This window comes from Streptomyces sp. UF-297, assembly GCF_058245575.1.
On sequence record NZ_JBSIBZ010000059.1, the window covers coordinates 1 to 23,394 of the forward strand.

The following is a 23,394-nucleotide window of genomic DNA, read 5'->3' on the forward strand; positions in this document are numbered from 1 at the left end:
GCGGATCATCCAGGACAAGACCGATGCCGAGGGCGGCGAGGTCACCCCCGCCGACATCTGGACCGTCTTCCAGGACGCCTATGTCGCCCCCGCCCAGGACTCCGGCGCGCTCACCCTCGATACGGTCCTGGACGGGGCCGAGGCGGTGCCGTCCGGCACCGGCAACGGCCCGCTGTCCGCGTTCGTCGACGCGCTGCACGCCCGCGGCGTGGACGTACGCATCCTGGACTACGTCGAGCACACCCTCAGCGAGGGTGCCGACGCCCGTGCCGCCGCCTATGTCGAATGCGGCGTCGGGGAGCGGGCGTTGTGGGGCGTGGGCATCGACACCAGTACGGCGCGGGCCGCGCTGAAGGCGGTGCTCTCAGCAGTGAACCGCGCTCGCCGCGCCTGAGCCCGCACACCCCGCGGCGCTCACGCCCCCGCCCACAGCCCGTCCTGCGTCAGCCCCAGCAGCTCGATGGCGTTGCCGCGTACGATCCGCTCGACCACCTCCGGCGCGAGATGCCCCATCTGCGCCTGGCCCACCTCCCGGGACTTGGGCCAGGTGGAGTCGGAGTGCGGGTAGTCGGTCTCGTACAGGACGTTGCCGACGCCGATGGCGTCGAGGTTGCGCAGCCCGAAGGCGTCGTCGAAGAAGCAGCCGTAGACGTGCTCGGCGAACAGTTCGGAGGGCGGGCGCAGCACCTTGTCGGCGACGCCGCCCCAGCCGCGGTTCTCCTCCCACACCACGTCCGCGCGTTCCAGGACGTAGGGGATCCAACCGATCTGGCCCTCCGCGTACATCACGCGCAGGTTCGCGAAGCGGTCGAACTTGCCGCTCAGGAGCCAGTCGACCATCGAGAAGCAGCAGTTGGCGAAGGTGATGGTGGAGCCGACGGCGGGCGGGGCGTCCGCCGAGGTGGAGGGCATCTTGCTGGAGGAGCCGATGTGCATGGCGACGACCGTGCCGGTCTCGTCGCAGGCCCGCAGGAAGGGGTCCCAGTAGTCGGTGTGGATGCTGGGCAGGCCCAGGTGCGGCGGGATCTCGCTGAAGCACACGGCCCGTACGCCACGGGCCGCGTTCCGGCGAACTTCCTGAGCCGCCAACTCCGCATCCCACAGCGGAATCAAGCCAAGTGGAATCAGGCGTCCTGCCGCGGCCGGTCCGCACCACTCCTCCACCATCCAGTCGTTGTACGCGCGCACCCCCAGCAGACCCAGTTCGCGGTCCTTGGCCTCGGTGAAGGTCTGCCCGCAAAAGCGCGGGAAAGTGGGAAAGCACAGCGCCGACTGAACGTGGTTCACATCCATGTCCGCGAGGCGGTCGGGCACGCTGAAGGATCCGGGGCGCATCTGCTCATAGGTGATGCCCTCCAGCCTGATGTCGTCGCGCGCGTATCCGACGGCCGTGTCCAGCCGGGTCAGCGGTCGGTGCAGGTCCTCGTACACCCACCAGTCCGCTATGGGGCCGTCCTCGCCCCGCTCCCCCATCTTGGGAGCGAATTTGCCGCCCACGAAGGTCATTTCGCGCACCGGTGCCCGCACGATGCGCGGGCCGGTGTCCTGGTACTTCGACGGGAGGCGGTCCCGCCAGACGTTGGGCGGTTCAACCGTGTGGTCGTCCACCGAGATTATCTTCGGGAAGCTCTCCATCCCCACAAGGTAGCGTCGATCTGACGATCCGTCAGCTAGTGGCTTTCCGGAAGCCTGCGCCGGGAGCGGGCGAGGCCGGGCAAAGGGTTCAGAACCCTCGCTCTCGCGCGTCGTAAATCCCTGCGGAGGGCCTGTGCAGAGTCCGGACCCCTACTGACGCAAGGGCTTGCAACAAGGCAGACTGGCCGTTGCGAACGGAATGCACAGGGCAGGGGGACACCATGGACGACGGTCCGAGGCCGGAGCAGGGACGGCTCCGCTTCACCGTGCTCGGTCCCGTACGGGCCTGGCACGGCGCGACACCGCTCGCGACCGGTTCTCCGCAGCAGCGTGCGCTGCTGGCCGCGCTGCTGCTGCGGGGTGGACGTACGGCCACAGCGCCCGAGCTGGTGGACGCGCTGTGGGGAGACGAGCCGCCGCACGCCGCCCTCGCGGCGCTGCGCACCTATGCCTCGCGGTTGCGCAAGGCGCTGGGTCCCGATGCGGAGACCCTGGCCAGCGAGTCCGGCGGCTACGCCATCCGCCCCATCGGTCCCCAGGCGCTGGACCTGGATGTGGAACGCGCCGAGCAGTACGCGGCCGAAGCCGAAAAGGCCAAGGCCTCCGGAGACCGCTGCCGCGCCCGCGAACTGCTGGACGCCGCCCTGGACCTGTGGGACGGCGAGCCGCTGGCCGGGCTGCCCGGTCCGTACTGCGAGACCCAGCGCACCCGCCTGGAGGAGTGGCGGCTCTCCCTCATCGAGACCCGCCTCGAACTGGACCTGGAAGTCGGCTGCCACGCGGAGGCGGTCTCGGAACTGACCGCGCTGACCGCCGCCCACCCGCTGCGCGAGCGCCTGCGCGAGCTGCTGATGCTGGCCCTGTACCGCAGTGGACGCCAGGCCGAGGCGCTGGCCGTGTACGCCGACACCCGGCGGCTGCTCGCCGACGAACTGGGCGTGGACCCCTGCGCGTCGCTGACCGACCTGCACCAGCGCATCCTGTGCGCGGACGCCGAGCTGGACGCCCCGGTGACCGAACACCTCTCGGCCGCCGAGCCCGTGGTCGTACGGCCGCAGCAGCTGCCCGCCACCGTCGCCGACTTCACCGGGCGGGCCTCCTTCGTCTCCGAGCTGAGCGATCAACTCGCCACCGCCGAGGGCAGCGTGATGGCGGTCTCCGCCGTCGCCGGCATCGGCGGCGTGGGCAAGACCACCCTCGCCGTGCACGTCGCGCACGCCGCTCACCACCACTTCCCCGACGGGCAGCTCTACATCGACCTCCAGGGCGCGGGCTACAACCCCGCCGAGCCGGAGGCCGTGCTCGGCGCCTTCCTGCGGGCCCTGGGCACCCCGGACGCCGCCATTCCCGACGGGGTGGAGGAACGCTCCGCCCTGTACCGCTCCACCCTCGCGGGCCGCCGCATCCTGGCACTGCTCGACAACGCCCGCGACGCCGCCCAGGTGCGGCCGCTGCTGCCCGGGGCGGAGGGCTGCGCCGCCCTGATCACCAGCCGTGCGCGCATGGTCGACCTGGCCGGTGCCCACCTGGTCGACCTCGACGTGATGAGCCCCGAAGAGGCCCTCGCGCTGTTCACCCGCATCGTCGGGGAGGAGCGGGTGGGCGCCGAGCGCGAGGCCTCCATGGACGTGGTGGCCGCCTGCGGCTTCCTGCCCCTCGCGATCCGTATCGCCGCCTCCCGCCTGGCGGCCCGCCGCACCTGGACCGTCTCCGTCCTCGCCGACAAGCTCGCCGACGAGCGCCGCCGCCTGGACGAACTGCGCGCCGGCGACCTCGCGGTGAAGGCCACCTTCGAGCTGGGGTACGGCCAGCTGGAGCCCCACCAGGCGCGCGCCTTCCGCCTGTTGGGCCTGGCCGACGGCCCGGACATCTCGCTCGCCGCCGCGGCGGCCCTGCTCGACCTGGACACCGAGGAGGCCGAGGAGCTGCTGGAGTCCATCGTGGACACCTCGCTCCTGGAGTCCGCGGCCCCCGGCCGCTACCGCCTCCACGACCTCGTACGCCTCTACGCCCGCTCCTGCGCCGAACGCGACGAGCAGCCGGCCGAGTGCGACGCCGCCCAGTCCCGCCTCCTGGACTTCTACCTGGCCACCGCCGCCCAGATGTACCGCCTGGAGCGCCCCGGCGACCAGTTGGTCGACCACATGGAACAGCCCAGCTACCCGGGCCTGACCTTCGCCGACCGCGCGGAGGCCCTGAACTGGCTGTTCAGCGAGACCAGGTGCCTGATCGCCTGCGCACGCCAGAACGCCGGTCCGCACACGCTGCGCCGCGCCGTCGATCTGCTGCTGCTCACCCGGGACATGGCCGAGTCCGGTGCCAACGACCGCCAGTACCAGCAGGCCAATCTCGATCTGCTCAGCGCGGCACGCCGGTCGGGGGACCAGCACGCCGAAGGGCGTATCCACTGGGCGCTGGTCCTCATCGACATCCGATCGGGCCGGCTCGACGAGGCCGATGAGCACGCCAAGCTCGCCACGCTGCTCGGGCACGCGGCCGAGGACGAGTTCTCCATCGCCAACGGTCTGAACGAGCGCGGCATCATCGCCGGCATCCAGCATCGTCACGAGGAAGAAGAGGCCTATCTGGAACAGGCGCTGGCTGCCTTCCGTGAGAGCGGCAACATGCAGTCCGAGGCGTCCGTGATGGGCAACCTCTCGCGCACGTACCTGGACACCGGTCGTGTGGAGCGCGCGGTCCAGCTCGCCGAGCAGGCCGTCGTCTGCTACCGGCGCAGCGGTGCGACGCGTCGCATGGCCAACGGCAACTACATCCTGGGAATCGCCCTCACCCACGCGAACCGCCTGGCCGAGGCCGCACAGCGGCTCAACGAAGCGCTGGCCATCTTCCGCAACAGCCGCCAGCGCTTCTGGGAGGGCATGACCTATCTCCGGCTGGCCGAACTCGACTTGGCCGCCCGCCGCCCGGCCAGCGCGGCCAACTACGCCGAGCAGGCCCTCAGCTCACTGCGCGGCATCAGTGGTGACTGGTGGCGCGCGGACGCCCTGTCCACGCTCGGTCGCGCATTGAGCGAAATCGGGCACACTGGGCGCGCGAAGGTGTGCCAGCAGGAGGTCGCGGCCATCCGAGAGCGCCTCGGATCGGCCGAGAGCAGCGGCGTACGCAATCTGCTCACCCCTGCCGCGGTCGCATAACCGCAGGTCGGCAACGGGTTCTCAGGCGTTTATCGATCGTTCATCGCCACCCGTCACTCTCTTACTTACCGAACCGCCGCCTCGGGGGGCAAGCGGCTCGGTGACGTGGCCCCACCGTTAAGGTGTTCGGCCCTGGTCCACCCGTCCGGCGGCCCACGGGGGAGTCGCCGGCCGGATGGGCCACAAGCGCCCACACACAGGAGTTGATCACGTGACCACCGAGAACAAGCCCAAGGGTCTTGGCGACAAGGACGTCCTCAAGCCGCTGGACAGCACCCGGCCGATCATCGGGGACGGCATAGCCGCGGCCGCTGCGGACAGCACGCGCCCCAGCCCGGGCAGCGATGGCGTCATCGAGACGAAGGACAGCACTCGACCGATCGCTGACCCCAAGAAGAAGAAGTAACCGCATACGTAAGGCCCGCTGATCCAGGGGGACCCGGGGGAAGTACGGGGGAGTACGGGGGACCGGGGGATCAGCGGGGAACCGGGGGATCGCAGGGGCCGGTTTCGATGGCAGGGAGGGGACGCCATCGAAGCCGGTCCCTGCGGCGCATTTCGGCTGAAAGGGGTCCGTAATGGGCCCCTTAGCGTTAACTTTCCCAGGGAGTAAGGAAATCCCTTCCCTCGAAAAGGAGTTCAGATGTCCCGCGTGAAGAAAGCATTCCTCAGCCTCGCCATCGCGGCCGCAGCCGCCGGTGGCGCGGCCGCCCCCGCTCTGGCCGACAGCCGCGGACCGAACCCGGGCGATGGCACCCGCCCCATCACCGCCTTTGACGGCACCCGCCCGATAGCCGCGGGCGACGGCACCCGCCCCATAGCCCAAAGCGATGGCACGCGTCCCATAGTCGAGGGCGACGGAACGCGCCCCATCACCAAGGGCGACGGAACGCGTCCCGTGACGCAAAGCGACGGCACGCGCCCCGTGGCCGCGAGCGACGGCACTCGGCCGGTCGTCGGCTTCGACGGCACCCGCCCCGCCCTTCCGTAACTCCCGCAGAACGGGACCGCATTGCGGCAGTCCCGAGATCCACCCCTCTCGGGGGCCAGGTCATCACCGACCCGGCCCCCGGTCTGCGTTATGGCCGTGCCGACTCACACCGTCCCGAGATCCGCGGAGTACCAGCGCCGGGGGCGGAGGCGGATCGTGACGGCCTCCTCCAACTCGCTCTGCATGTGCTCCACGTACGCGGCGACCTTCTCCTTGGGCAGGTAGCGGGAGGCGACGAAGGTCAGTTCGTCCTCCGTCATGGGCTCGATGGAGGTGACCTCACCCTCCACCGAGACATAGCGGACGGTGGGTTCCAGGCGGTCCACCATCAGGGAGAAGCGGCCTGCGGCGGCGATCAGGCGGCCCTTGGGTGAGTTGCGTTCGGTGGTGATCCACAGTTCGCCGCCGGGCTCGTAGACGTACCAGATGGGCAGGGTGAGCGGGCCGCGGTCGGGCTGGTCCGAGGCCACGGACAGGGCTCCGATGTGCGGTTCGGCCAGAAACTGATCGCGCTCTTCGACGGACAGCGGCATACGAACTCCTGACGGGATGGGTACGTAAGACGTGCGTACGGTCAGTGGTCGCCTGCACAACGCACGCCGCGGGGTGAGAATTCCGGGGCCGCACGAGCCATGACGGTCCGTCAGATTCGGTGTTACAGTCGGCCACCGTCCACCGCTCACTCAGCCGCCCCGGGGGTGCGCCGTGTTTGAGTCCTCTCGTATACGTACGCTCTGGGAGCTGGTCGAGTACCGGGCCGGGGAGTCCGGCGGGGCGCCGATGTTCCACGACGGGGAGGGGCGGACCGTCACCTTCGGGCAGGTGCGGGACGAGGCGCTGCGCGCCGCGGCCGGATTCGCGCGCCTGGGAATCGGGCCCGGCACGCGGGTCGCCTGGCAACTGCCCACCCGCATCGAGACGGTGATCGCCTCGATCGCGCTGGCCAGGCTCGGCGCCGTACAGACACCGATCATCCCGCAGCACCGCGAGCGCGAGGTCGCCTTCATCGTCCGGGAGTCGGCGGCCGCATATCTGCTCGTGCCGGGGCGGTGGCGGGGCCTCGACTACACGGAGATGGCGCAACGGGCCGCGGGCGGGGCGCGGATCATCTCCTTGGAGGACGGCCTGCCGACCGCCGACCCGGACCGGCTCCCGGACCCGGACCGACTCCCGCCCCCGGACCCAGGCCCGGACCCGGACCCGGACCCAGACCCGGACCGGCAACGCCCACACCAACAGCAGGACCAGAGCCGGGGCCAGGACCAGGGCCAGAGTCAGGACCAGGACCAGAGTCAGAGTCAGGGCCACGGCGGGGGACGGGATCAGGACCATCTCTTCACCTCCTGGATTTACTACACCTCCGGCACCACTTCCGTTCCCAAAGGTGTAGAGCACACCGATGCCACGCTCATCGCGGGCGGCGTCGCGCTGGCCAACGCGCTGGGCATGTCCGAGACGGACATCGGCTCCATCGCCTTCCCGTACGCGCACATCGCCGGCCCCGACTACCTCATCGCCATGCTCGTCAGCGGCTTCCCCGCCGTCGTGCTGGAGACCTTCGAGCCGTCCCGCGCCGCCGAGGTGTTCGCCCGCCACGGCGTGACCATGGCAGGCGGCAGCACCGCCTTCTACCAGGCCTTTCTGGACGAGACCCGCAAGCAGGGGGCCGGGCCGGGGCAGCTCGTCCCGTCACTGCGGCTGCTGTCCGGCGGGGGCGCCCCGCTGCCGCCGGAGCTGTACGCGGAGGTCCGGGCGGAGCTGGGCTGCGCGGTGGTGCACGGCTACGGCATGACCGAGTGCCCGATGATCGCGATGGGCACCCCGTACGACTCCGGCGAACAGCTCGCCCACACCGTCGGCAGGCCGGTGACCGGCGCCGAGGTCCGGATCGTCACCCCGCAGGGCCGCGAGGCGCCGACCGGCCAGGAGGGGGAGGTCACGCTCAAGGGGACGATGCTCTTCCACCGCTATACGGACCCGGACCTGACCGCCGCGGCCTTCGACGCCGACGGCTACTTCCGCACCGGTGACCTCGGACTGCTGCGCCCGGACGGACACCTCGTACTCACCGGCCGGCTGAAGGACATCATCATCCGCAAGGGCGAGAACATCTCCGCCCAGGAGATAGAGGAGCTCCTGCACGGCCACCCGGCCGTCGCCGAGGCCGCCGTCATCGGCCTCCCCGACCGCGAGCGCGGCGAGCGCGTCTGCGCGGTGATCACCCTCACCGACCCCGCCGCGGCGCCCCCCACGCTCCGCCAACTCACCGACCACCTGCGGCAGTCGGGCCTGATGCCCCAGAAGCTCCCCGAACAACTGGAGATCACCGACCGTCTCCCCCGAGGCGGTCCCCTGGACAAGGTCCTCAAGTCCGCTCTGCGAGACCGCTATTCAGCGGACTGAGGCAGCCACCGATCGCGGCCCTCTCACACCTCGGCACCCACATTCCGCATCATCCGCCGCAGCACCTTCAGCGTCGTCACATAGTCCGCGTCGTCCACGCCCTCGTGAATGCGCGCCACCATGCGCGGCACCTCCGCCTTCACCCGCAGCCGCCCGGCCTCCCCCGCCTCGGTGATCCGCAGCCGGCCGCCCTCGTCCCGCGTGAGCCACCCCCGCTCCACCAGGTCCGCGCTGTCGGTGCGGAGGTCGTCGAGCTCACCGATGAACGCCCGCATGGCCTGCTCCAGCTCCCCCACCGTCAGGCCTCGTTCGTCCTCGCCGTGCGTGGCGAGGTCCGCGGGCGAGAGATACCGCAGAATCCAGTACTGCGGCTGTGTCAGCCCGAGCTTGGCCTGCTCGGCCCGTATGAACCCGATCACCGCCCGCTGCGCGAGCCCGGTCCAGTACCCCACCGGCTGCTTCGCCAGCTCCGCATCGGTCATCTCCGCATCGGTCATCTCCCCATCACCCATGCCGCTCCCCATCCCCTCGTCCCCCGCACTCCGCTCCCGCCCGGGCCCACCCCGACCGGCACTCCGCACGCTAGGACCTCAAGGCACCTTGAGGTCAAGGTGGCGGCGGCACGCCCTTGACCTTCACATCCATGTGAGGGGCTACAACGGTGGCGCGGGGCCAAGGCGGCGCCTGGTGTGCGGGAGAGGAGAAGTCGGTGCGGGTGCATGTCGTTCTGCCGTCGGAGTCGGTCTCGGTGGGGGTGCAGCGGGTTGCTGAGCTGGCCCGGGAGGCGGAGGGGCTGGGGTATGCGGGGGTGTGGCTGCCGGATCATCTGCTGCCGCCGGCGCCGTACGGGAAGGAGACCGGGTACGGAGGGGTCTACGAGCCGCTGGTGACGCTGGCCTATCTGGCGGGGGTCACGGAGCGGGTGACGCTCGGGACGTCCGTGGTGATCGCCCCGCTGCGGGATCCGCTCACGCTCGCCCGGCAGTCGGCGACGCTGGCGCAGGTCAGCGGGGGCCGGTTCGTGCTCGGTGTCGGAGTCGGCTGGCAGCGGTACGAATTCGAGGCGGCCGGAGAGGACTTCGGCAGGCGGGGTGCGCGTACGGACAGCGCGCTGCGGGTCGTGCGGCATCTGCACACGCACGGCGGCGGGCCGTACCAGGACGCGTTCCTCTCCTTCGACGAACGGGCTGTCTTCGAGCCGGTGCCCGAGGAGCCGGTGCCCTTCCTCATCGGTGGCAACTCCGATGCGGCGCTGCGCCGGGCCGCCCGGATCGGCGACCGCTGGCAGGCGGTGGGGCTGAGCCCGCAGGAGTTCAGCAGGCGCAGGCAGTGGCTGCTGGACGAGGCGCGGCGGCCCGTATCGGCGGGTGCCCGGATGGACTGGGCGGAGGACGGCGGTGACCTGCGGGAGGCGCTGGCCGAGGTCAGGGAGTGGGAGGCGGCCGGGGCCGAGGACCTGTATGTGTGGTTCGGGGATGCGGGGGCGGGCTTCGGGGAGCGGATGCGGGCGCTGGCGGAGGGGGTGGGGATGGAGGTGTGAGAGGGGATGGAGGTGTGAGAGGGGTCCTTCAAGGGCGATCGGGTGGTGCGGGGCGGGCGCGCAGGTGGTTCTTGAGGACTTTGCCGGCGGCGTTGCGGGGGAGTTCGGGGAGGAATTCGACCTCTCTGGGGACCTTGTAGTTGGCCATTTCGCGGCGGGCCCAGGCGATGAGTTCGTCGGCGGTGAGGGCGGCGCCGGGGCGGCGTACGGCAAAGGCCTTGCCCGCCTCGCCCAGGCGGGGGTCCGGGATGCCGACGACGGCGACGTCGGCCAGGCCGGGGTGGCGGGCCAGGAGTTGCTCTATTTCGGCCGGATAGGCGTTGAAGCCACCGACGATGAACATGTCCTTGACGCGGTCGGTGATCCGCAGATTCCCCTCGGCGTCCAGGACGCCGATGTCGCCGGTGCGCAGCCAGCCGTCGGGGGTGACGGCGGCAGCGGTGGCGGCCGGGTCCTCGAAGTAGCCGGACATGACGTGGTAGCCGCGCACCAGCACCTCGCCGGGCTCGCCGGGCGGCAGCGCGGACCCGGTGGCGCCGACGACGCGTACCTCGGTGTCCGGTATGGCGCGGCCCGAGGTGGCCGCGATGACCTGGGGCGCATCGCCGCGGCGGCACATCGTGACCACGCCGGAGCTCTCCGAGAGGCCGTACGCGGTCAGGACCGTGGCGATGCCCAGCTCGTCACGGAGGCGTTCGATCAGGTGCAGGGGGACCACGGCGGCGCCGGTGACGACCAGCCGCAGCGCCGAGAGGTCGTGCTGGGCCCGGGCGGGGTGGTCCAGGATCTGCTGGTGGAGGGTGGGCGGCCCGGGGAGTACGGAGACGCGCTCGGCGGCGATATGGGCGAGCGCCGCGGCCGCGCTGAAGACGGGCTGCGGGATCATCGTCGCGCCGCGCAGCAGGCAGGCGATGACGCCGGCCTTGTAGCCGAAGGTGTGGAAGAAGGGGTTGACGATGAGATAGCGGTCGGCGCGCTCCAGTCCGGCCAGTTCGCTCCAGGTGCCGTAGGCGCGCAGGGTCTGGGCGTGGGTGATCACCACGCCCTTGGGGTGGCCGGTGGTACCGGAGGTGAAGACGATGTCGCTGGGGTCGTCGGGACCGATGGCGTCGGCGCGGGCGCGGACCGTGGCGCCCGCCACGGCCTCGCCGCGGGCCAGGAAGTCCTTCCAGGTCAGAAAGTCGGCGGGGGCGTCGTCGGAGAGGACGACCACCTGGTGCAGATGCGGGAGGCCGGGCAGCGGTCCGCGCCCCTCGCCGTCCTTGGCGGCGCGCCGCAGCGAGGCGACGTAGGACGTGCCGAGGAAGGTGCCGGTGATGAACAGCAGCTTGGCGCGGGTGCGGTGGAGTACGTAGGCGGCCTCGGCGCCCTTGAAACGGGTGTTGACCGGTACGAGGACGCCGCCCGCGGTGACCGCGCCGAGGGCGGCGACGATCCAGTCCAGGGTGTTGGGCGCCCAGACCGCGACGCGGTCGCCGGGGCGGAGACCGGCGGCGACGCAGCCCGCTGCGGCCCGCTCGACCCGCTCCCCCAGCTCGGCGTACGTCACGCGGGTACGGCCCTCGACCACGGCCTCGTGCTCGCCGTTCCGCCGCGCCGCCGCCCGTACCAGCCGGGGAATGCTGCCGTACGCGAGGTCGGCGCGCCAGGGCGAGGACCCGCCCGCAGACTGCGTCAAGGCATCCCGCAGCTTCGGGACTTCGCCCGCCCCGGGAGTATCGAGCGACTCGGGGGCATCGCCCGCCTCGGGGGCATCGATCGGCTCGGCGCCTTCGCGCAGCTCGCGGTCTTCACGCAGCTCCGGGTCCTCGCGCATCGCACTGCCTCCCGCCACATAGCTGACTGTCCGTCAGATTAGCGGTAGCCTCCTCGGCTGTCAGTACTGAGGAGCGACCACGGAGGTGGCGATGGGGGCGGCTCTCAAGGACGCCACGGCGATAGCCGGCATCGGGCAGACGGCGTTCGCCCGGCAACTGCCCGAGTCCGAGAAGGCGTTGGCCTGCCGGGCGATCGTCGCGGCGCTTCAGGACGCGGGCATCGCCCCCTCCGAGGTGGACGCGCTGGCCTCGTACACCATGGAGGAGACCGACGAGGTCGAGGTGGCCAAGGCGGTCGGCTTCGGCGACCTCACCTTCTTCTCCAAGGTCGGCTTCGGTGGCGGCGGTTCCTGCGCGACCGTGGCCCATCTGGCGGCGGCCGTCGCCACCGGCCAGGCGAGCGTGGGCGTCGCCTGGCGCTCGCGCAAGCGCGGCAGCGGACCGCGCCCCTGGAAGAACACCACCGCCCAGCTCCCCACCCCCGCCCAGTGGACCCGCCCCTTCGGGCTGCTGCGCCCCGCCGACGAGATCGGGATGCTGGCGCGCCGCTATATGCACGAGTACGGCGCCACCCGCGACCACCTCTTCAACGTCGCCCTGGCCTGCCGCAACCGCGCCAACCAGAACCCGGCCGCGATGATGTACGAGCGCCCGCTGACCCGCGAGCTCTATATGACCTCGCGCTGGATCAGCGAACCGCTGTGCCTGTTCGACAACTGCCTGGAGACCGACGGCGCACTGGCGTGTGTGGTCGTCTCCGCCGAGCGGGCACGCGACTGCCGACAGCGGCCCGTGTACGTCCACTCCGCGGCCCAGGGCCTGCCCGCCCAGCACCACGGCATGGTCAACTACTGGAACGACGACCCGCTCACCGGCCCCGCCTGGACCGCCGCCCGCCAGCTGTGGAAGACCGCCGACTTCGGCCCGCAGGATGTCGATGTGGCGCAGATCTACGACGCGTTCACCCCCCTGATCCCCCTCTCCCTGGAGGGCTACGGCTTCTGCGGGCGCGGCGAGGGCGCGGCCTTCACCGAGGGCGGCGCCCTGGAGATCGGCGGCCGGCTCCCCCTCAACACCGGCGGCGGCGGCCTCTCGGAGGCGTACGTGCACGGCTTCAACCTCATCACCGAGGGCGTCCGGCAGCTGCGCGGCACCAGCACCGCGCAGGTGCCCGACGCCGCGACCTGCCTGGTCACGGCGGGCGAGGGAGTCCCCACTTCGGCTCTGCTGCTGAGGAGTTGAGCATCCATGTCCTCCATGATGACCACCCCCACTGACAACGGCCCGCTGCTGCCCGTCGCCGACGAGGACGGCGCCCCGTTCTGGGAGTACGCGGCCCGGGGCGAGCTGCGCGTCCAGGCCTGCTCCGACTGCGGCCAGCCGCGCTTCCCGCCGCGCCCCTGCTGCCCGCAGTGCCAGTCCTTCGACAGCCGGTGGCAGCCGACCGGCGGCCGCGGCCGCATCTGGTCCTTCGTCCTGCCCCACCCGCCGCTGCTCCCGGCCTACGCCGAACAGGCCCCGTACAACGCGATCGTGGTCGAGCTGGCGGACGCCCCGCGCATCCGGCTCGTCGGCAATCTCGTCACCGCCCCCGACGCGGCCCTGAATTCCGTGGACCCCGCCCGCATCCGTATCGGCGCCGCCGTCAAGGTGTGCTTCCACGAGATGGCGCCGGGCGTGACCGTTCCCCGCTGGCTCCTGGAGCGGCCGTGACCCCGGGCCCCGCGGACCGCGCCGCACCGGAGCCGTCCACAGCGACCGTACGGCGGGAAACCGCAGCCGACGGCGTCGCCCTGATCACCCTCGACCGCCCCGAGCGGCACAACGCCATCGACCTGGCGACCGTCGACCGACTCTCCGCCCTATGGCGGGAGTTGAGACACGGCGAGGACATCCGCGCCGTGGTGCTCACCGGCGCCGGCGGCCGGGCCTTCTGCACCGGCATCGACCGCTCGGCCCACGTCCCGCAGCCGTCCTCCCCCTACTCCCAGGACGACCCGCTGCTGCGCATCGGCCCGAAGGCGAACGACCTGTGGAAGCCGGTGATCGCCGCGGTGGAGGGCATGGCCTGCGGCGGCGCCTTCTATCTGCTGGGCGAGAGCGAGTTCATCGTCGCGTCCGAGTCCGCCACCTTCTTCGACCCGCACACCACCTACGGGATGGTCAGCGCGTACGAGACCATCCATATGGCGCAGCGGATGCCGTACGGAGAGATCGCCCGGATGGCGCTGATGGGCTCGGCGGAGCGGCTGGGGGCGGCGCGCGCCCACGAGATCGGCCTGGTCTCGGAGTTGACGCCGCCGGGCGGCGCGGTGGCGGCGGCCGTGCGCGCCGCAACCGCGCTCGCGCGGCAACCGACGCGGGCGGTGCAGGGCACCGTACGGGCGCTGTGGGCGGCCAAGGAGGCGGCCCGCACCCAGGCCCTGGCGCACGCCCCGCACCTCATCGCGCTCGGCAACGCGCCCGCAGGACAGCAGGCCGGGCTGTTCGCCGAGCGCACCCGGGAGTACCGGGTGCGCTGACCAGGTGCGGCGAACAAGCCCGTGCGGCGCGTCAGTTGGCCGTGCGGACCACGTTGGTGATCTCGCAGCGGTAGGTGCCCGCCTGCGGCTTGCCGAAAATCGTCTGCGAGGTCGTCCACGACTCCGTGGCGCCCGGACGGACCATCATGATGCTGGGGTTGCGGTCCATGCCGCCCACCGTCTGCCCGTCCGGGCCGGTGAAGTGCAGCGTGAACCTGTAGTTGTACGTGGTGCTCGGGCTGCTGTTGGTGACGCTGAACTTGGCGGTGACGCTCACGTCGCTCGCCTTGCAGCTGTCCATGCGGACCTCGCGCATCGGAGGCTTGCTGCTGCTGGAGCCGCCCGTGACGCCCGAGGTGGTCGAACCGCCGCTGTAACCGCCCGTGCTGGTCGAGCTGCTGTCGCTGCCGGAGCTGGTCGTACCGCTGGTGTAGCCACCGGAGCTGGTCGTACCGCTGCTGTAGCCGCCGGTGCTGCCGCCGCCGTACGACCCCGAGCCGGCGTCACCGCCACTGGTGGTGGTGCCGCCGCTGGTGCCGGAGCCGTGGCTGCTGCCACCGCCGCAGCTGCCTCCGTGCGAACCGCGCGCGCCGGTCAGTGCGACCAGAACGACACCGGCAAGTGCGACCGCGCGGACATGGCGAAGCTTCATGCGCTGGAACCCCCGTGAACCCCGTTGAAAGGTGAAATGAAAGCGCGCCGTACCGATCGCCCATCGACCGTCTTGACGCGTGCACGGCACCCTAGCAAGATCAGGCCACTCTCCAAAAACACCTCCTTGACCTGCCGGGACGCTCTGACATAGCGCGTCGGCGGAGTCGGGCGTAGCGTCGAAATCAGAGGAAGTCAGGACGAATCGAAGCGAGGCGACGCCCGTGGTGCGCAACGTACTCGGATCCCTGATCGCCCTCGTCGGAGCGACGGCCGCCGTCTGGAGCCCCTTCCGTGCCTGGTACGACGGCCGTCACGGCAGCGCGATCCGCATCGACGACCTCTTCAACGGCATCACCGACAACAAGGCCGAGCTCTTCGGCTCGCTCTTCCTGCCGATGGCCTTCGCGGGCCTGCTCACCCTGCTGGGTCTCGCGCTGCGTTCGCGGCTGCTGGTGGGCCTGGCGGGCGTGGTCGCGCTCGGCTTCACCGTCCTGTGGATGGTGCGCCAGGGCCAGGCGGCGGGCAGCCTCACGGCGGGCGGCGACGGGCTGGGCCTGGGCGTGGCCGGAGCCGTGGGCGGCGGGGTGTTGCTGCTGCTCGGGGCCCTCGTGATGAGGGGGCGCGGTGGCCGCGGAGACCGCGGCGGGCGGCGGGAGCCCGGCTTCTCGGAGCCGGAGCCGTTCGCGCCTACGGCGCCTGAGCCGTGGGATTCCGGGCGGCCGGCCGCGCAGGAGTGGCGGCCCGGCCCGGGGCAGGGGCCGGGCGGCGGCGCTGCGGGCCCGGACCCGTCCGCGCCGTGGCCGGATTCCGGCCAACCTGATCAGTCTCCGGCGCCCGGAAAGTCCGGGGAACCGCGCCCCTGACGCGCCGCGTCGGTTGCGCGCTCCTCGTCACGCCGCAGGCCGGTGGGGGCCGGTCGCGCCCACGCGGCGCAGCCTCATATCGGCACAGCCCCGCGCCCCTTGAGGGGCGCCCGCTCGGCGCGCGTCCGCCCCTGATCCACCGAACAGCTCCTAAGAACGCCGCGCCAGCCCCGTCCCCTTGGCCGCGTCCAGTGCGTAGACGCAGCGGTCCTTGCTGCAGGCGTAGACGACGCCGGCGACCGCTACCGGCGAGCCGGTGATCTCGCCGCCCGTGGCCAGCTTCCAGCGCAGCTGTCCGCCGACCGCGTCCAGGGTGTAGAGGCAGTGGTCGGCCGAGCCGAAGTGCACCCGGCCGTCGGCGACGACCGGTGACCCGATGACCTCCGCGCCCGCCTGGAAGCGCCAGCGGGGTGTGCCCGTGACGGCGTCCAGGGTGTAGAGGGCGTTGCCGCTGCCCAGGTGGACCGCGCCGTCCGCGACCAGCACCGGCTCGGTGGAGCCGCGCGCCTCGGTCGCGATCCGCCAGCGGTCGCGGCCGTCGGCGGAGTCCAGGGCGTAGACCGTGCCGAGGTAGTCGGCGAGGTAGATCCCGCCGCCGGTGACGGCCGGGCCCGGGGCGTACGCGGGCGGGCTCAGGAACGCCGCGGGCGCCTCGAAGTGCCACCGCACCTCACCGCGCGCGATGTCCAGCGCCAACACCCTTGTCCCCGCGGCCACATAGACCACACCGTCGGGCGCGGGCAGCAGCCGCATCGGCACCCCGCCGCAGGACGCCGCGTCCCCGACCGGATAGGACCAGCGCTCCGCTCCCGTACGGGCCTCAAGGGCCTTCAGCCGCCCCTCGGCCCACACGAACACCGTGCCGTGGTGGACGACGGGACCGGCCTCCGCGGTCTCGAACTCGCTCTGCGCGCCGCCGATCTCCCACAGCCGCTCACCGCTCGCGGCCTCCCAGGCCTGTACGCCGCCGCCGCGGGTGCCGGTGACGACCGTGCCGCGGTCGACCTTGAGGGCGTAGACCCAGCCGTCGGTGGTCAGCCGCCACAGCTCGCTGCCGTCGGCGGCGTCCAGCGCGTACAGGCTGGGGCCGTCGGAGGCGTGGATCCGGCCGTCGGCGACCGCCATCGCCCAGGCCACCTCGCGGGTCTTGAACTGCCGCCGCCCGCTGGCCACATCGAGCGCGTGCACCTCGAAGGAGGTGACGTAGAGCAGGTCGCCGAGGACGGCGGGGGTGCCCCACACGTCGTTGGACATCCGGAAGCGCCAGGGGCGCCAGCGGCCCGCGTCCGCGCCCTGCGCACCGGCGGCGGGCGTCTCGGCGGGGACCGCGCCGGGCCCGGACGTGCCGGGTCCGGCCATCCCCTGGCCGCCGTTGGGCGCGCCCTGCGGGGGCACCGCCGAGGTGCCGCCCGGCGGGCGCACCCAGTTGGTCCCGGCGCCGGCCTGTGCCTGTGCCTGTGCGCGCGCCTGCGGCTCCCGGCCGTCCGCCGCACGCGGCCCCGGCCCTATCGGAGCGGGCGAACCCGCGAGCCGTACGGGGCCGTCGACGCTCTCGCCCTCCGCATGCCGCGGCGTTACGGGAGGTACGGGAGCGGCCTGGGGGTAGCCGGGTGCCTGATGGGCCGAGGAGACCTGGGCCATCGGCGCACCGGGACCGCCCTGTGCGACCCGGGCCGCGCCGCGCGGATCGCCGCGGTGCGCGCCGGGTCCGACGCCCGCGCCCGCGGCCCAGCCGCCGTCGCCACCGGGCGGGCGCGGCGGCGCGGACACCGGCTCCTGCTCGGGGACATGGGCGGCGGCCCGCATCGGCGCGCTCTTGGGCCGCGGCGGCGGGCCGCCCGGCGCGGGTGTCATGGGGGATACGGGAGCCACCGGGGCCATGGGGTGTACGGGCCTGCCGTGCTGACCGCCCGGCGCACCCTGGCCACCGGAACCGCCGTGCCCGCCGTGCCCGCTCTGCCCCGTAGGACCGGGCCGGCCGGCGCCTCGTGCGGTCCCGGACGCACCGCGCCCGGTGTTCTTCGGCGCCGCCGACCGCCCGCCGCGCCGCCCCTCGATGAGCGCGACCGCGCTGCCCGGCAGCCAGGCCGAGGCCGTACCGCTGTCGTCGCTGCCGGAGCCGAACAGATGCGGTGCGAGCTGCGACTGGAGGTCGGCGGGGCTGGGGCGGTTCACCGCCTCCATCTGCATGCAGGACTCCAGCAGCGGCCGCAGCTCGTCCGGCAGCCCCGTCAGGTCCGGGCCCTCGCGCAGCAGCATGAAGACCGTCTCGACGGGGTTGGCGCCGTGGAAGGGCGCATGGCCCGTCGCGGCGAAGACCAGGGTCGAGCCGAGCGAGAAGACATCGCTGGCGCCGGTGACGCTACGTGAGTCACGCGCCTGCTCGGGCGACATGTAGGCGGGCGTGCCGACGGCGACGTTGGTCATCGTCAGCCGGGTGTTGGAGACGCCGGAGGCGATGCCGAAGTCGATGACCCGCGGGCCGTCCTCGACGACGAGTACGTTCGACGGCTTCAGATCCCGGTGCACCAGGCCCGCACCGTGGATGGACTGCAGCGCCTCGGCGATCCCCGCCGCCAGCCACCGCACCGCCTGGGCCGGGAGCGGCCCGCACTCATTGACTATTTCCTCGAGCGAGGGAGCGGGCACGTACGCGGTCGCCAGCCAGGGCACCGCGGCCCGCGGGTCGGCGTCCACGACGGCGGCGGTGTAGAAACCGCTGACCGCGCGGGCCGCCTCGACCTCGCGCGTGAAGCGGACCCGGAACAGCTGGTCCTCGGCGAGTTCGGTGCGTACCGTCTTGATCGCCACGCGCCGGCCGGACGCCGAGCGCGCGAGATAGACCAGCCCCATACCGCCGGCGCCGAGTCGGCCGAGCACCTCGAACGGGCCGATCCGACGGGGATCGTGCTGCGTCAGCTGCTCCACCACTTGCCTGCCACCTCCCCGTGGGGCGTCAATGAGACTCTCTCAAGCCATGAAAACCGCGCCGGAGCTGCTCCCCATGGTCGTGGAGAGCACACAGGACACGGGCTGAAGCCAAGAGCCGCCGAGAGCCGCTGCCCCGTGCAGCGTCTCACCGCCTGGCCGATTCGGCCGTACGCGTGCTGATTCTTCCTGGCGAAGCCGACGGTTGCGAACCCGGGGGCGCCCCGTCGTGTCCCGGCGCGCGGCCCGCGGTGCGCGCCGGGACCGTTACATGCCGTTACGCACCCTGGAACAGCCCGCTCCGCTTGGCCGTTATGCGACCGTTGCGCGCGCCGTCCCGCGCAGTGTCACACGCGCCGCCGCGCACCCCCTCGCGGGCGCCCTCGCCCCGGCCCTGCCGTCCCGGCCACCTCATGTACGTAACTCCCCGTAGTCGCTCGCGCATGGCAGCCCGGGAAGCGCATGCCCCGGGGCACCCGCGGTCCGGCCGTGCACACAGACCCGCTGCCGGACTGCGCCGCCCGCGGCCCGGCAGCGGGAACCGCCACTGATTCAATTCTGCTGTGCCGCGGCCCACTTCGGGGCCATGACGGCAAAGGTCGCACGCGGTTTGTCGGCGGGCGGCCCGACCCACCGGGGGCGCCCGGCGGCGCGGCGCCCCCAGGGACTTCGCACCCTCCGCGCACTTGTCCACCGAAGTTGTCCACAGCCTGTTGATAAGACCATTCACCAGTTCGGGCCACGCTGCCTTGCGGCCCCGTCCAGCGCCGCTACCAGGGACGTACCGCATCCGTACGGGCCGAACTCCCCCATCCCCATTTGCAGGCAGCCAAATCGCGCTCCGATCACCCCTCGGTAAGCTGACGGCATGACAGGACAAGTTCGAACCGTCGACGGCAGAGTCGCCGGGCGCCGTGGACAGGCGACCCGGCAGAAGCTGCTCGACTGCCTCAGCGAAATGCTCAGTTCGTCCCCGTACCGGGACGTCAAGGTCATCGATGTGGCGCGCAAGGCGGGCACTTCGCCTGCGACGTTCTACCAGTACTTCCCCGATGTCGAGGGTGCCGTCCTAGAGATCGCCGAGGAGATGGCCAAGGAAGGCGCGAGCCTGACCGACCTGGTCGCCGGGCGCTCCTGGGTCGGCAAGTCCGGCTGGCAGACGGCCGAGGAGCTGGTCGACGGCTTCTTGACCTTCTGGCGCAAGAACGACGCGATCCTGCGCGTGGTCGACCTGGGCGCGGCGGAGGGCGACAAGCGGTTCTACAAGATCCGCATGAAGATCCTCAACGCCGTCACCAACTCCCTCACGGACTCCATCCAGGAACTCCAGTCCAAGGGCAAGGTCGACAAGGACGTGAGCGCGGCGGCCATCGCCGGTTCGCTCGTCGCCATGCTGGCCGCGGTCGCCGGACACCAGAAGGGCTTCACGAGCTGGGGCGTCAAGCAGGCGGAGCTCAAGCCGAATCTTGCGCTGCTGGTGCATCTGGGGATCACCGGCAAGAAGCCGACGAAGTAAGCGCTCGGCGCGCTCACTTCGGCGTCCCGGCTCGGCCGGGAGTCCACGAACCGTCCTGCCATATGCACGTGATGCATCTATCGGGCGTCGTTCGGTCCCTTTGTGGGGTCGGGCGGCGCCCGATGTGCTGTCGCGGTCATGGATCTGCCGGCCGGTCGCGCCCACGCGGCGCAGCCGCATATCGGCACAGCCCCGCGCCTCTTACGGACTATCGCCGCTCCAGGCGGAAGAGGCGGATTTCGCGGGTGATGCGGGACTGGTAGGCGGCGTAGGGGGGCCAGAAGGCCAGGGCGGCCTGCCAGGTGTGGTCGCGTTCGCGGCCTTCGAGCAGGGTGGCGCGTACGGGGATGTCCGTGCCGCGCCAACTGATCTGCGCCTCGGGGTTCTTGAGGAGGTTGGCGGTCCAGGACGGGTGGCCGGGGCGGCCGAAGTTGGAGCCGATCAGGATCCAGGTGCCGTCCTTCTCGGGCATGCAGGCCAGCGGTGTGCGCCGTAGCCGGCCACTGCGGGCGCCTTTCGCGGTCAGTATCAGGCCCGGCAGCATCCGGGCGCTCAGCAGGACCCGGCCGCCGGTCAGGCGGTGGACGGTGCGGTCCAGGGACGGCACGACGTGCGGGGCGATCCGCGCGAAGGTACGGGTCGCGGAGAGCTTCTGCACCAGTCGCAGGGCCGCGGCGCTCACGCGGACGCCCCGGTGGCGGCGAAGAGCCCGGCGTCCTCGGCCGCCTGTGCGCGCAGCCGGTGTACGGGCCCGAAGAGCAGTTCGTCCGAGGCCGCCCGCTTGAAGTACAGATGTGCGTCGTGCTCCCAGGTGAAGCCGATGCCGCCGTGCAGTTGTACGGCCTCGGCCGCTACCGCGCGCTGGGTCTGCAGGCCCTGCGCGAGCGCGAGGGCGCCCACGCCCGGTTCGGGGTGGCCGCAGCCCGCCGCCCAGGCCGCGTAGTACGCCGCCGAGCGCGCGGCCTGCACCGTCACGTACAGGTCGGCGAGCCGGTGCTGCACCGCCTGGAAGGAGGCGATGGGCCGCCCGAACTGCTCGCGCTCCTTGAGGTAGCGCACCGTACGGGTGAGGGCCTCGTCCGCCGCGCCGACCGCCTCGGCCGCCAGTACGGCCGCCGCCTCGGCCCCGGTACGGGCCAGGGCCTCCCCTACCGCTCCCGCACCGTCCGGACCGGAAAGTTCCGTGCCCAGCAACTCGGCTTCCACGTCCCGCAGTTGGACGCGCGCCTGGGACCGGGTCTCGTCCAGTGCGGTGAGCCGGGTGCGCGCCAGGCCGGGTGCGTCCGCCCGTACGGCGAAGAGCAGGGTGCGGGCGCGCGCATAGCCGCCCATGTGCGCGGCCACCAGCAGCAGGTCTGCGCTGTGCCCGGACAGCACCTGCCCGGCCTCGCCGTACAGCCGCCAGCGCTCGCCCTCCCTGCGGGCCTGCACGCCGCCGGCCCTCCCGCCGCCCGCCCAGTCGCCGTCGCCGCGCCCGGTCAGCGCCAGCGCGCGGGCCAGCCGGCCGCCGGGGACGGCGAGCGCCGCGGTCGACTCCCCCGCCGCCAGCGGCGGCAGCAGCACGGCGCGCTGGGCCGGGCTGCCCAGGCGCAGGATGAGGGGTGCGGCGAGCGCGGCGGTGGCGATCAGCGGCGAGGGCAGCAGGGCGCGGCCCGTCTCCTCGCAGGCCAGGGCGAGTTCGGTGGGGCCGCAGCCGACGCCCCCGCACGCGGCGGGCAGCGCGATGCCCGGCAGGCCCAGTTGCTGCGCCAACTGCCGCCACAGCGGCTCGTCGTAGCCGTGCGGGGTGAGCACCGCCGCCTTGACCTCGTCCGGGCCGCAGCGCTTGTGCAGCAGTTCGCGCAGGGTGCGGCGGATCTCGTGCTGCTCCTCGGTGAACGCGGCGTCCATCGTCGTTCCCCTCCCGGCCGTACGGACACGGACGTACGTATGCGCCGTCACACCCCTGGGATCTGACGGACCGTCATAGTAGGGATGACCACGGTACTTTCCCAGGGCTCGCGGGAGGGTGAAGCGGACCTGCCGATTCCGGCCCCCTGTGACGGATTCTTGCGATAGAACAGAAGAGCTACACAACACAGAGGCTGGGTGATCAGCATGATGTGGCTCAAGCGCCTCACCATCGCCGCCGCGGCAGCCGCGCTCGCCGGCGGCCTCGCCCTCGCGGCTCCCGCACCGACCCCCGCCGACGCAGCACCCATATCGCTCGCGTCAGCGGCGGACACGCACAAGCCCGACTGCACCACCGACGGGTGCGTCTGCTGCTGAGGGCGGCGCGGCAGGGCGGTCATCGACACACGGTTCAGGTCTCCGCGCCGGGCGGGCGCCGCCCGCGCGGGGACTCCAGGAGCGCCTTGCCCAGTTCGGTGATGCTGTGGAGCGCGGTGTTGCGGTAGCGCATGGTGCGGATCAGCCCGGCCTCGCGCAGCACCGTGGCGTGCTCGCTCGCACTGGCCGGTGCGATCCGGGCATCGGCCGCCAGTTCCGTGGTGGTGCACCCCGGGTGCTCGGCGATGGCGTTCAGCACGGCGGCCCGGGTGCGGCCCAGCAGCGCGGCCACCGCGGCCGTGGTTCCCGGCCCGGTGAGCCGGGGCGGCGGGGTCAGCAGGGAGAGCCGGCGCAGCGGCTGCCCCTCGCCGATGGGGTAGGTCAGGGTGGGCTGCTCGGGGTCGTCGTGGACGAAGGCGCGCGGGGCGAAGACCGAGGGCACCAGCAGGAGGCCCTGGCCGCCCAGGTGCAGGTCGGCGCTGACCCCGTTGACCATACGGATCTCCAGTACCGGCGCGTTCCACCTGATCCACTGCGGGTTGGCCTGGGTGAGCACGGCCTCCACCCCGCCGGTCAGGAACCGGCGCATGTGCCGCGTCCGGTCGGCCGCCACGTCACCGGATATCTGCGTCCAGTGGGGCGCCAGCAGCAGTTCGTAAAGCTGGTCCACCCCGTCGAAGAACTGCCCGTGGACCTCCGCGTCGTCGGGGACCAGATGCGCCCACGCAGGCAGGGGCCCCTCCTCGGCGATGTCGGCCAGGTCCCCCTGGAGCACCGCGCGGGGTGTGGCACGTACCCGCTCCAGCGCTTCCTCGGGCGGCCCGGAGCAGGCGGGCTGGAGGAAGCCGGGCATATAGCCGACCGGTGGGATCAGGGAGAGCACGGACCGCGCCTGGGGCGAGAGTTGCGACCAGGCGCGGCGCCGCCAGGCATCGAAGGACACCGGCCGGCCCCGGCCCTGGAGCAACCTCGCTGCCGCCGCCAGCTCGTGCAGCGGGAAGGGCGCATCGGCCACGCGTGTCCTGGCCAGGTCCTGGGCGGTGAAGTGAATGCGGTAAACCACCGGTCTCGCCCTCGCCCACCGTGCCGTCCGCTTTTCCTC

21 protein-coding genes are annotated in these 23,394 nt (G+C 72.2%); 12 read left to right on the forward strand and 9 right to left on the reverse strand.

Annotated elements, in window-relative coordinates; genetic code table 11:
- Nucleotides 1-394, forward strand: a 394-nt coding sequence (locus AC4IJH_RS28135) for an alpha-isopropylmalate synthase regulatory domain-containing protein (protein WP_490854688.1), incomplete at its 5' end; no start/stop codon positions are given.
- A gap of 20 nt (nucleotides 395-414) precedes the next feature.
- Here AC4IJH_RS28135 and AC4IJH_RS28140 read toward each other — a convergent pair.
- Nucleotides 415-1,635 carry an amidohydrolase family protein gene (locus AC4IJH_RS28140; RefSeq protein ID WP_490854689.1) on the reverse strand — a complete coding sequence of 407 codons (1,221 nt, stop codon included), beginning with the start codon at nucleotides 1,633-1,635 and terminating at the stop codon, nucleotides 415-417.
- A gap of 221 nt (nucleotides 1,636-1,856) precedes the next feature.
- On the opposite strand from AC4IJH_RS28140, the gene afsR reads away from it, so the two are divergent.
- The 3 genes from afsR to AC4IJH_RS28155 all read left to right on the forward strand — a co-directional run bounded on the left by afsR (nucleotide 1,857) and on the right by AC4IJH_RS28155 (nucleotide 5,781).
- Entirely contained in the window at nucleotides 1,857-4,790 is a 2,934-nt protein-coding gene (gene afsR, locus AC4IJH_RS28145) for an SARP-family global regulator AfsR (protein WP_490854690.1), read from the forward strand.
- A 211-nt stretch (nucleotides 4,791-5,001) separates the two neighbouring features.
- Nucleotides 5,002-5,196, forward strand: coding sequence for a hypothetical protein (locus AC4IJH_RS28150; RefSeq protein ID WP_490854691.1), 195 nt, complete (start codon nucleotides 5,002-5,004; stop codon nucleotides 5,194-5,196).
- A 246-nt stretch (nucleotides 5,197-5,442) separates the two neighbouring features.
- Nucleotides 5,443-5,781, forward strand: a complete 339-nt coding sequence (locus AC4IJH_RS28155; RefSeq protein ID WP_490854692.1) for a laminin G — start codon at nucleotides 5,443-5,445, stop codon at nucleotides 5,779-5,781.
- A 104-nt stretch (nucleotides 5,782-5,885) separates the two neighbouring features.
- On the opposite strand, the gene AC4IJH_RS28160 is transcribed toward AC4IJH_RS28155, so the two are convergent.
- Complete coding sequence (locus AC4IJH_RS28160; protein WP_490854693.1) at nucleotides 5,886-6,314, reverse strand: pyridoxamine 5'-phosphate oxidase family protein; 429 nt, start codon at nucleotides 6,312-6,314, stop codon at nucleotides 5,886-5,888.
- Between the two features lie 172 nt (nucleotides 6,315-6,486).
- On the opposite strand from AC4IJH_RS28160, the gene AC4IJH_RS28165 reads away from it, so the two are divergent.
- Nucleotides 6,487-8,184: a class I adenylate-forming enzyme family protein gene (locus AC4IJH_RS28165; RefSeq protein ID WP_490854694.1), complete on the forward strand. Its 1,698-nt coding sequence runs from the start codon at nucleotides 6,487-6,489 to the stop codon at nucleotides 8,182-8,184.
- A gap of 23 nt (nucleotides 8,185-8,207) precedes the next feature.
- Here the strand turns inward: AC4IJH_RS28165 and AC4IJH_RS28170 are convergent, their stop codons facing one another.
- The gene (locus AC4IJH_RS28170; protein WP_490854695.1) at nucleotides 8,208-8,696 is read right to left on the reverse strand and encodes a MarR family winged helix-turn-helix transcriptional regulator; all 489 of its coding nucleotides are present in this window, start codon (nucleotides 8,694-8,696) and stop codon (nucleotides 8,208-8,210) included.
- Nucleotides 8,697-8,893: 197 nt separating this feature from the next.
- Here AC4IJH_RS28170 and AC4IJH_RS28175 point away from each other — a divergent pair, with 197 nt between their 5' ends.
- On the forward strand, nucleotides 8,894-9,724 hold the full coding sequence (locus tag AC4IJH_RS28175; RefSeq protein ID WP_490854696.1) for a TIGR03619 family F420-dependent LLM class oxidoreductase: 831 nt from the start codon (nucleotides 8,894-8,896) through the stop codon (nucleotides 9,722-9,724).
- Between the two features lie 28 nt (nucleotides 9,725-9,752).
- Here the strand turns inward: AC4IJH_RS28175 and AC4IJH_RS28180 are convergent, their stop codons facing one another.
- Nucleotides 9,753-11,558 (reverse strand): FadD3 family acyl-CoA ligase, encoded by a 1,806-nt coding sequence (locus AC4IJH_RS28180; RefSeq protein ID WP_490854697.1) that lies wholly within the window; start codon nucleotides 11,556-11,558, stop codon nucleotides 9,753-9,755.
- Between the two features lie 73 nt (nucleotides 11,559-11,631).
- On the opposite strand from AC4IJH_RS28180, the gene AC4IJH_RS28185 reads away from it, so the two are divergent.
- The 3 genes from AC4IJH_RS28185 to AC4IJH_RS28195 are packed head-to-tail and all read left to right on the forward strand — an operon-like array spanning nucleotide 11,632 to nucleotide 14,063.
- Nucleotides 11,632-12,783 carry a lipid-transfer protein gene (locus tag AC4IJH_RS28185; protein ID WP_490854698.1) on the forward strand — a complete coding sequence of 384 codons (1,152 nt, stop codon included), beginning with the start codon at nucleotides 11,632-11,634 and terminating at the stop codon, nucleotides 12,781-12,783.
- A 6-nt stretch (nucleotides 12,784-12,789) separates the two neighbouring features.
- Nucleotides 12,790-13,254 (forward strand): Zn-ribbon domain-containing OB-fold protein, encoded by a 465-nt coding sequence (locus tag AC4IJH_RS28190; RefSeq protein ID WP_490854699.1) that lies wholly within the window; start codon nucleotides 12,790-12,792, stop codon nucleotides 13,252-13,254.
- Complete coding sequence (locus AC4IJH_RS28195) at nucleotides 13,251-14,063, forward strand: enoyl-CoA hydratase/isomerase family protein (protein ID WP_490854700.1); 813 nt, start codon at nucleotides 13,251-13,253, stop codon at nucleotides 14,061-14,063. The genes AC4IJH_RS28190 and AC4IJH_RS28195 overlap by 4 nt, the downstream gene beginning before the upstream one ends.
- Before the next feature lie 31 nt (nucleotides 14,064-14,094).
- Here the strand turns inward: AC4IJH_RS28195 and AC4IJH_RS28200 are convergent, their stop codons facing one another.
- Nucleotides 14,095-14,715 carry a hypothetical protein gene (locus tag AC4IJH_RS28200; RefSeq protein ID WP_490854701.1) on the reverse strand — a complete coding sequence of 207 codons (621 nt, stop codon included), beginning with the start codon at nucleotides 14,713-14,715 and terminating at the stop codon, nucleotides 14,095-14,097.
- A gap of 223 nt (nucleotides 14,716-14,938) precedes the next feature.
- On the opposite strand from AC4IJH_RS28200, the gene AC4IJH_RS28205 reads away from it, so the two are divergent.
- Nucleotides 14,939-15,580, forward strand: a complete 642-nt coding sequence (locus tag AC4IJH_RS28205; protein WP_490854702.1) for a hypothetical protein — start codon at nucleotides 14,939-14,941, stop codon at nucleotides 15,578-15,580.
- 150 nt (nucleotides 15,581-15,730) lie between these two features.
- Here the strand turns inward: AC4IJH_RS28205 and AC4IJH_RS28210 are convergent, their stop codons facing one another.
- Nucleotides 15,731-18,511, reverse strand: coding sequence for an outer membrane protein assembly factor BamB family protein (locus AC4IJH_RS28210; RefSeq protein WP_490854703.1), 2,781 nt, complete (start codon nucleotides 18,509-18,511; stop codon nucleotides 15,731-15,733).
- Between the two features lie 865 nt (nucleotides 18,512-19,376).
- On the opposite strand from AC4IJH_RS28210, the gene AC4IJH_RS28215 reads away from it, so the two are divergent.
- The gene (locus AC4IJH_RS28215) at nucleotides 19,377-20,024 is read left to right on the forward strand and encodes a TetR family transcriptional regulator (RefSeq protein ID WP_490854704.1); all 648 of its coding nucleotides are present in this window, start codon (nucleotides 19,377-19,379) and stop codon (nucleotides 20,022-20,024) included.
- 208 nt (nucleotides 20,025-20,232) lie between these two features.
- Here AC4IJH_RS28215 and AC4IJH_RS28220 read toward each other — a convergent pair whose 3' ends face one another.
- Nucleotides 20,233-20,706: a nitroreductase family deazaflavin-dependent oxidoreductase gene (locus tag AC4IJH_RS28220; protein WP_490854705.1), complete on the reverse strand. Its 474-nt coding sequence runs from the start codon at nucleotides 20,704-20,706 to the stop codon at nucleotides 20,233-20,235.
- The gene (locus AC4IJH_RS28225) at nucleotides 20,703-21,914 is read right to left on the reverse strand and encodes an acyl-CoA dehydrogenase family protein (protein ID WP_490854706.1); all 1,212 of its coding nucleotides are present in this window, start codon (nucleotides 21,912-21,914) and stop codon (nucleotides 20,703-20,705) included. The genes AC4IJH_RS28220 and AC4IJH_RS28225 overlap by 4 nt, the downstream gene beginning before the upstream one ends.
- Nucleotides 21,915-22,112: 198 nt before the next feature.
- Here AC4IJH_RS28225 and AC4IJH_RS28230 point away from each other — a divergent pair, with 198 nt between their 5' ends.
- Nucleotides 22,113-22,292: a hypothetical protein gene (locus AC4IJH_RS28230; protein WP_490854707.1), complete on the forward strand. Its 180-nt coding sequence runs from the start codon at nucleotides 22,113-22,115 to the stop codon at nucleotides 22,290-22,292.
- Between the two features lie 34 nt (nucleotides 22,293-22,326).
- Here the strand turns inward: AC4IJH_RS28230 and AC4IJH_RS28235 are convergent, their stop codons facing one another.
- Complete coding sequence (locus AC4IJH_RS28235; protein WP_490854708.1) at nucleotides 22,327-23,355, reverse strand: winged helix-turn-helix domain-containing protein; 1,029 nt, start codon at nucleotides 23,353-23,355, stop codon at nucleotides 22,327-22,329.
- Between the last annotated feature and the right edge of the window lie 39 nt (nucleotides 23,356-23,394).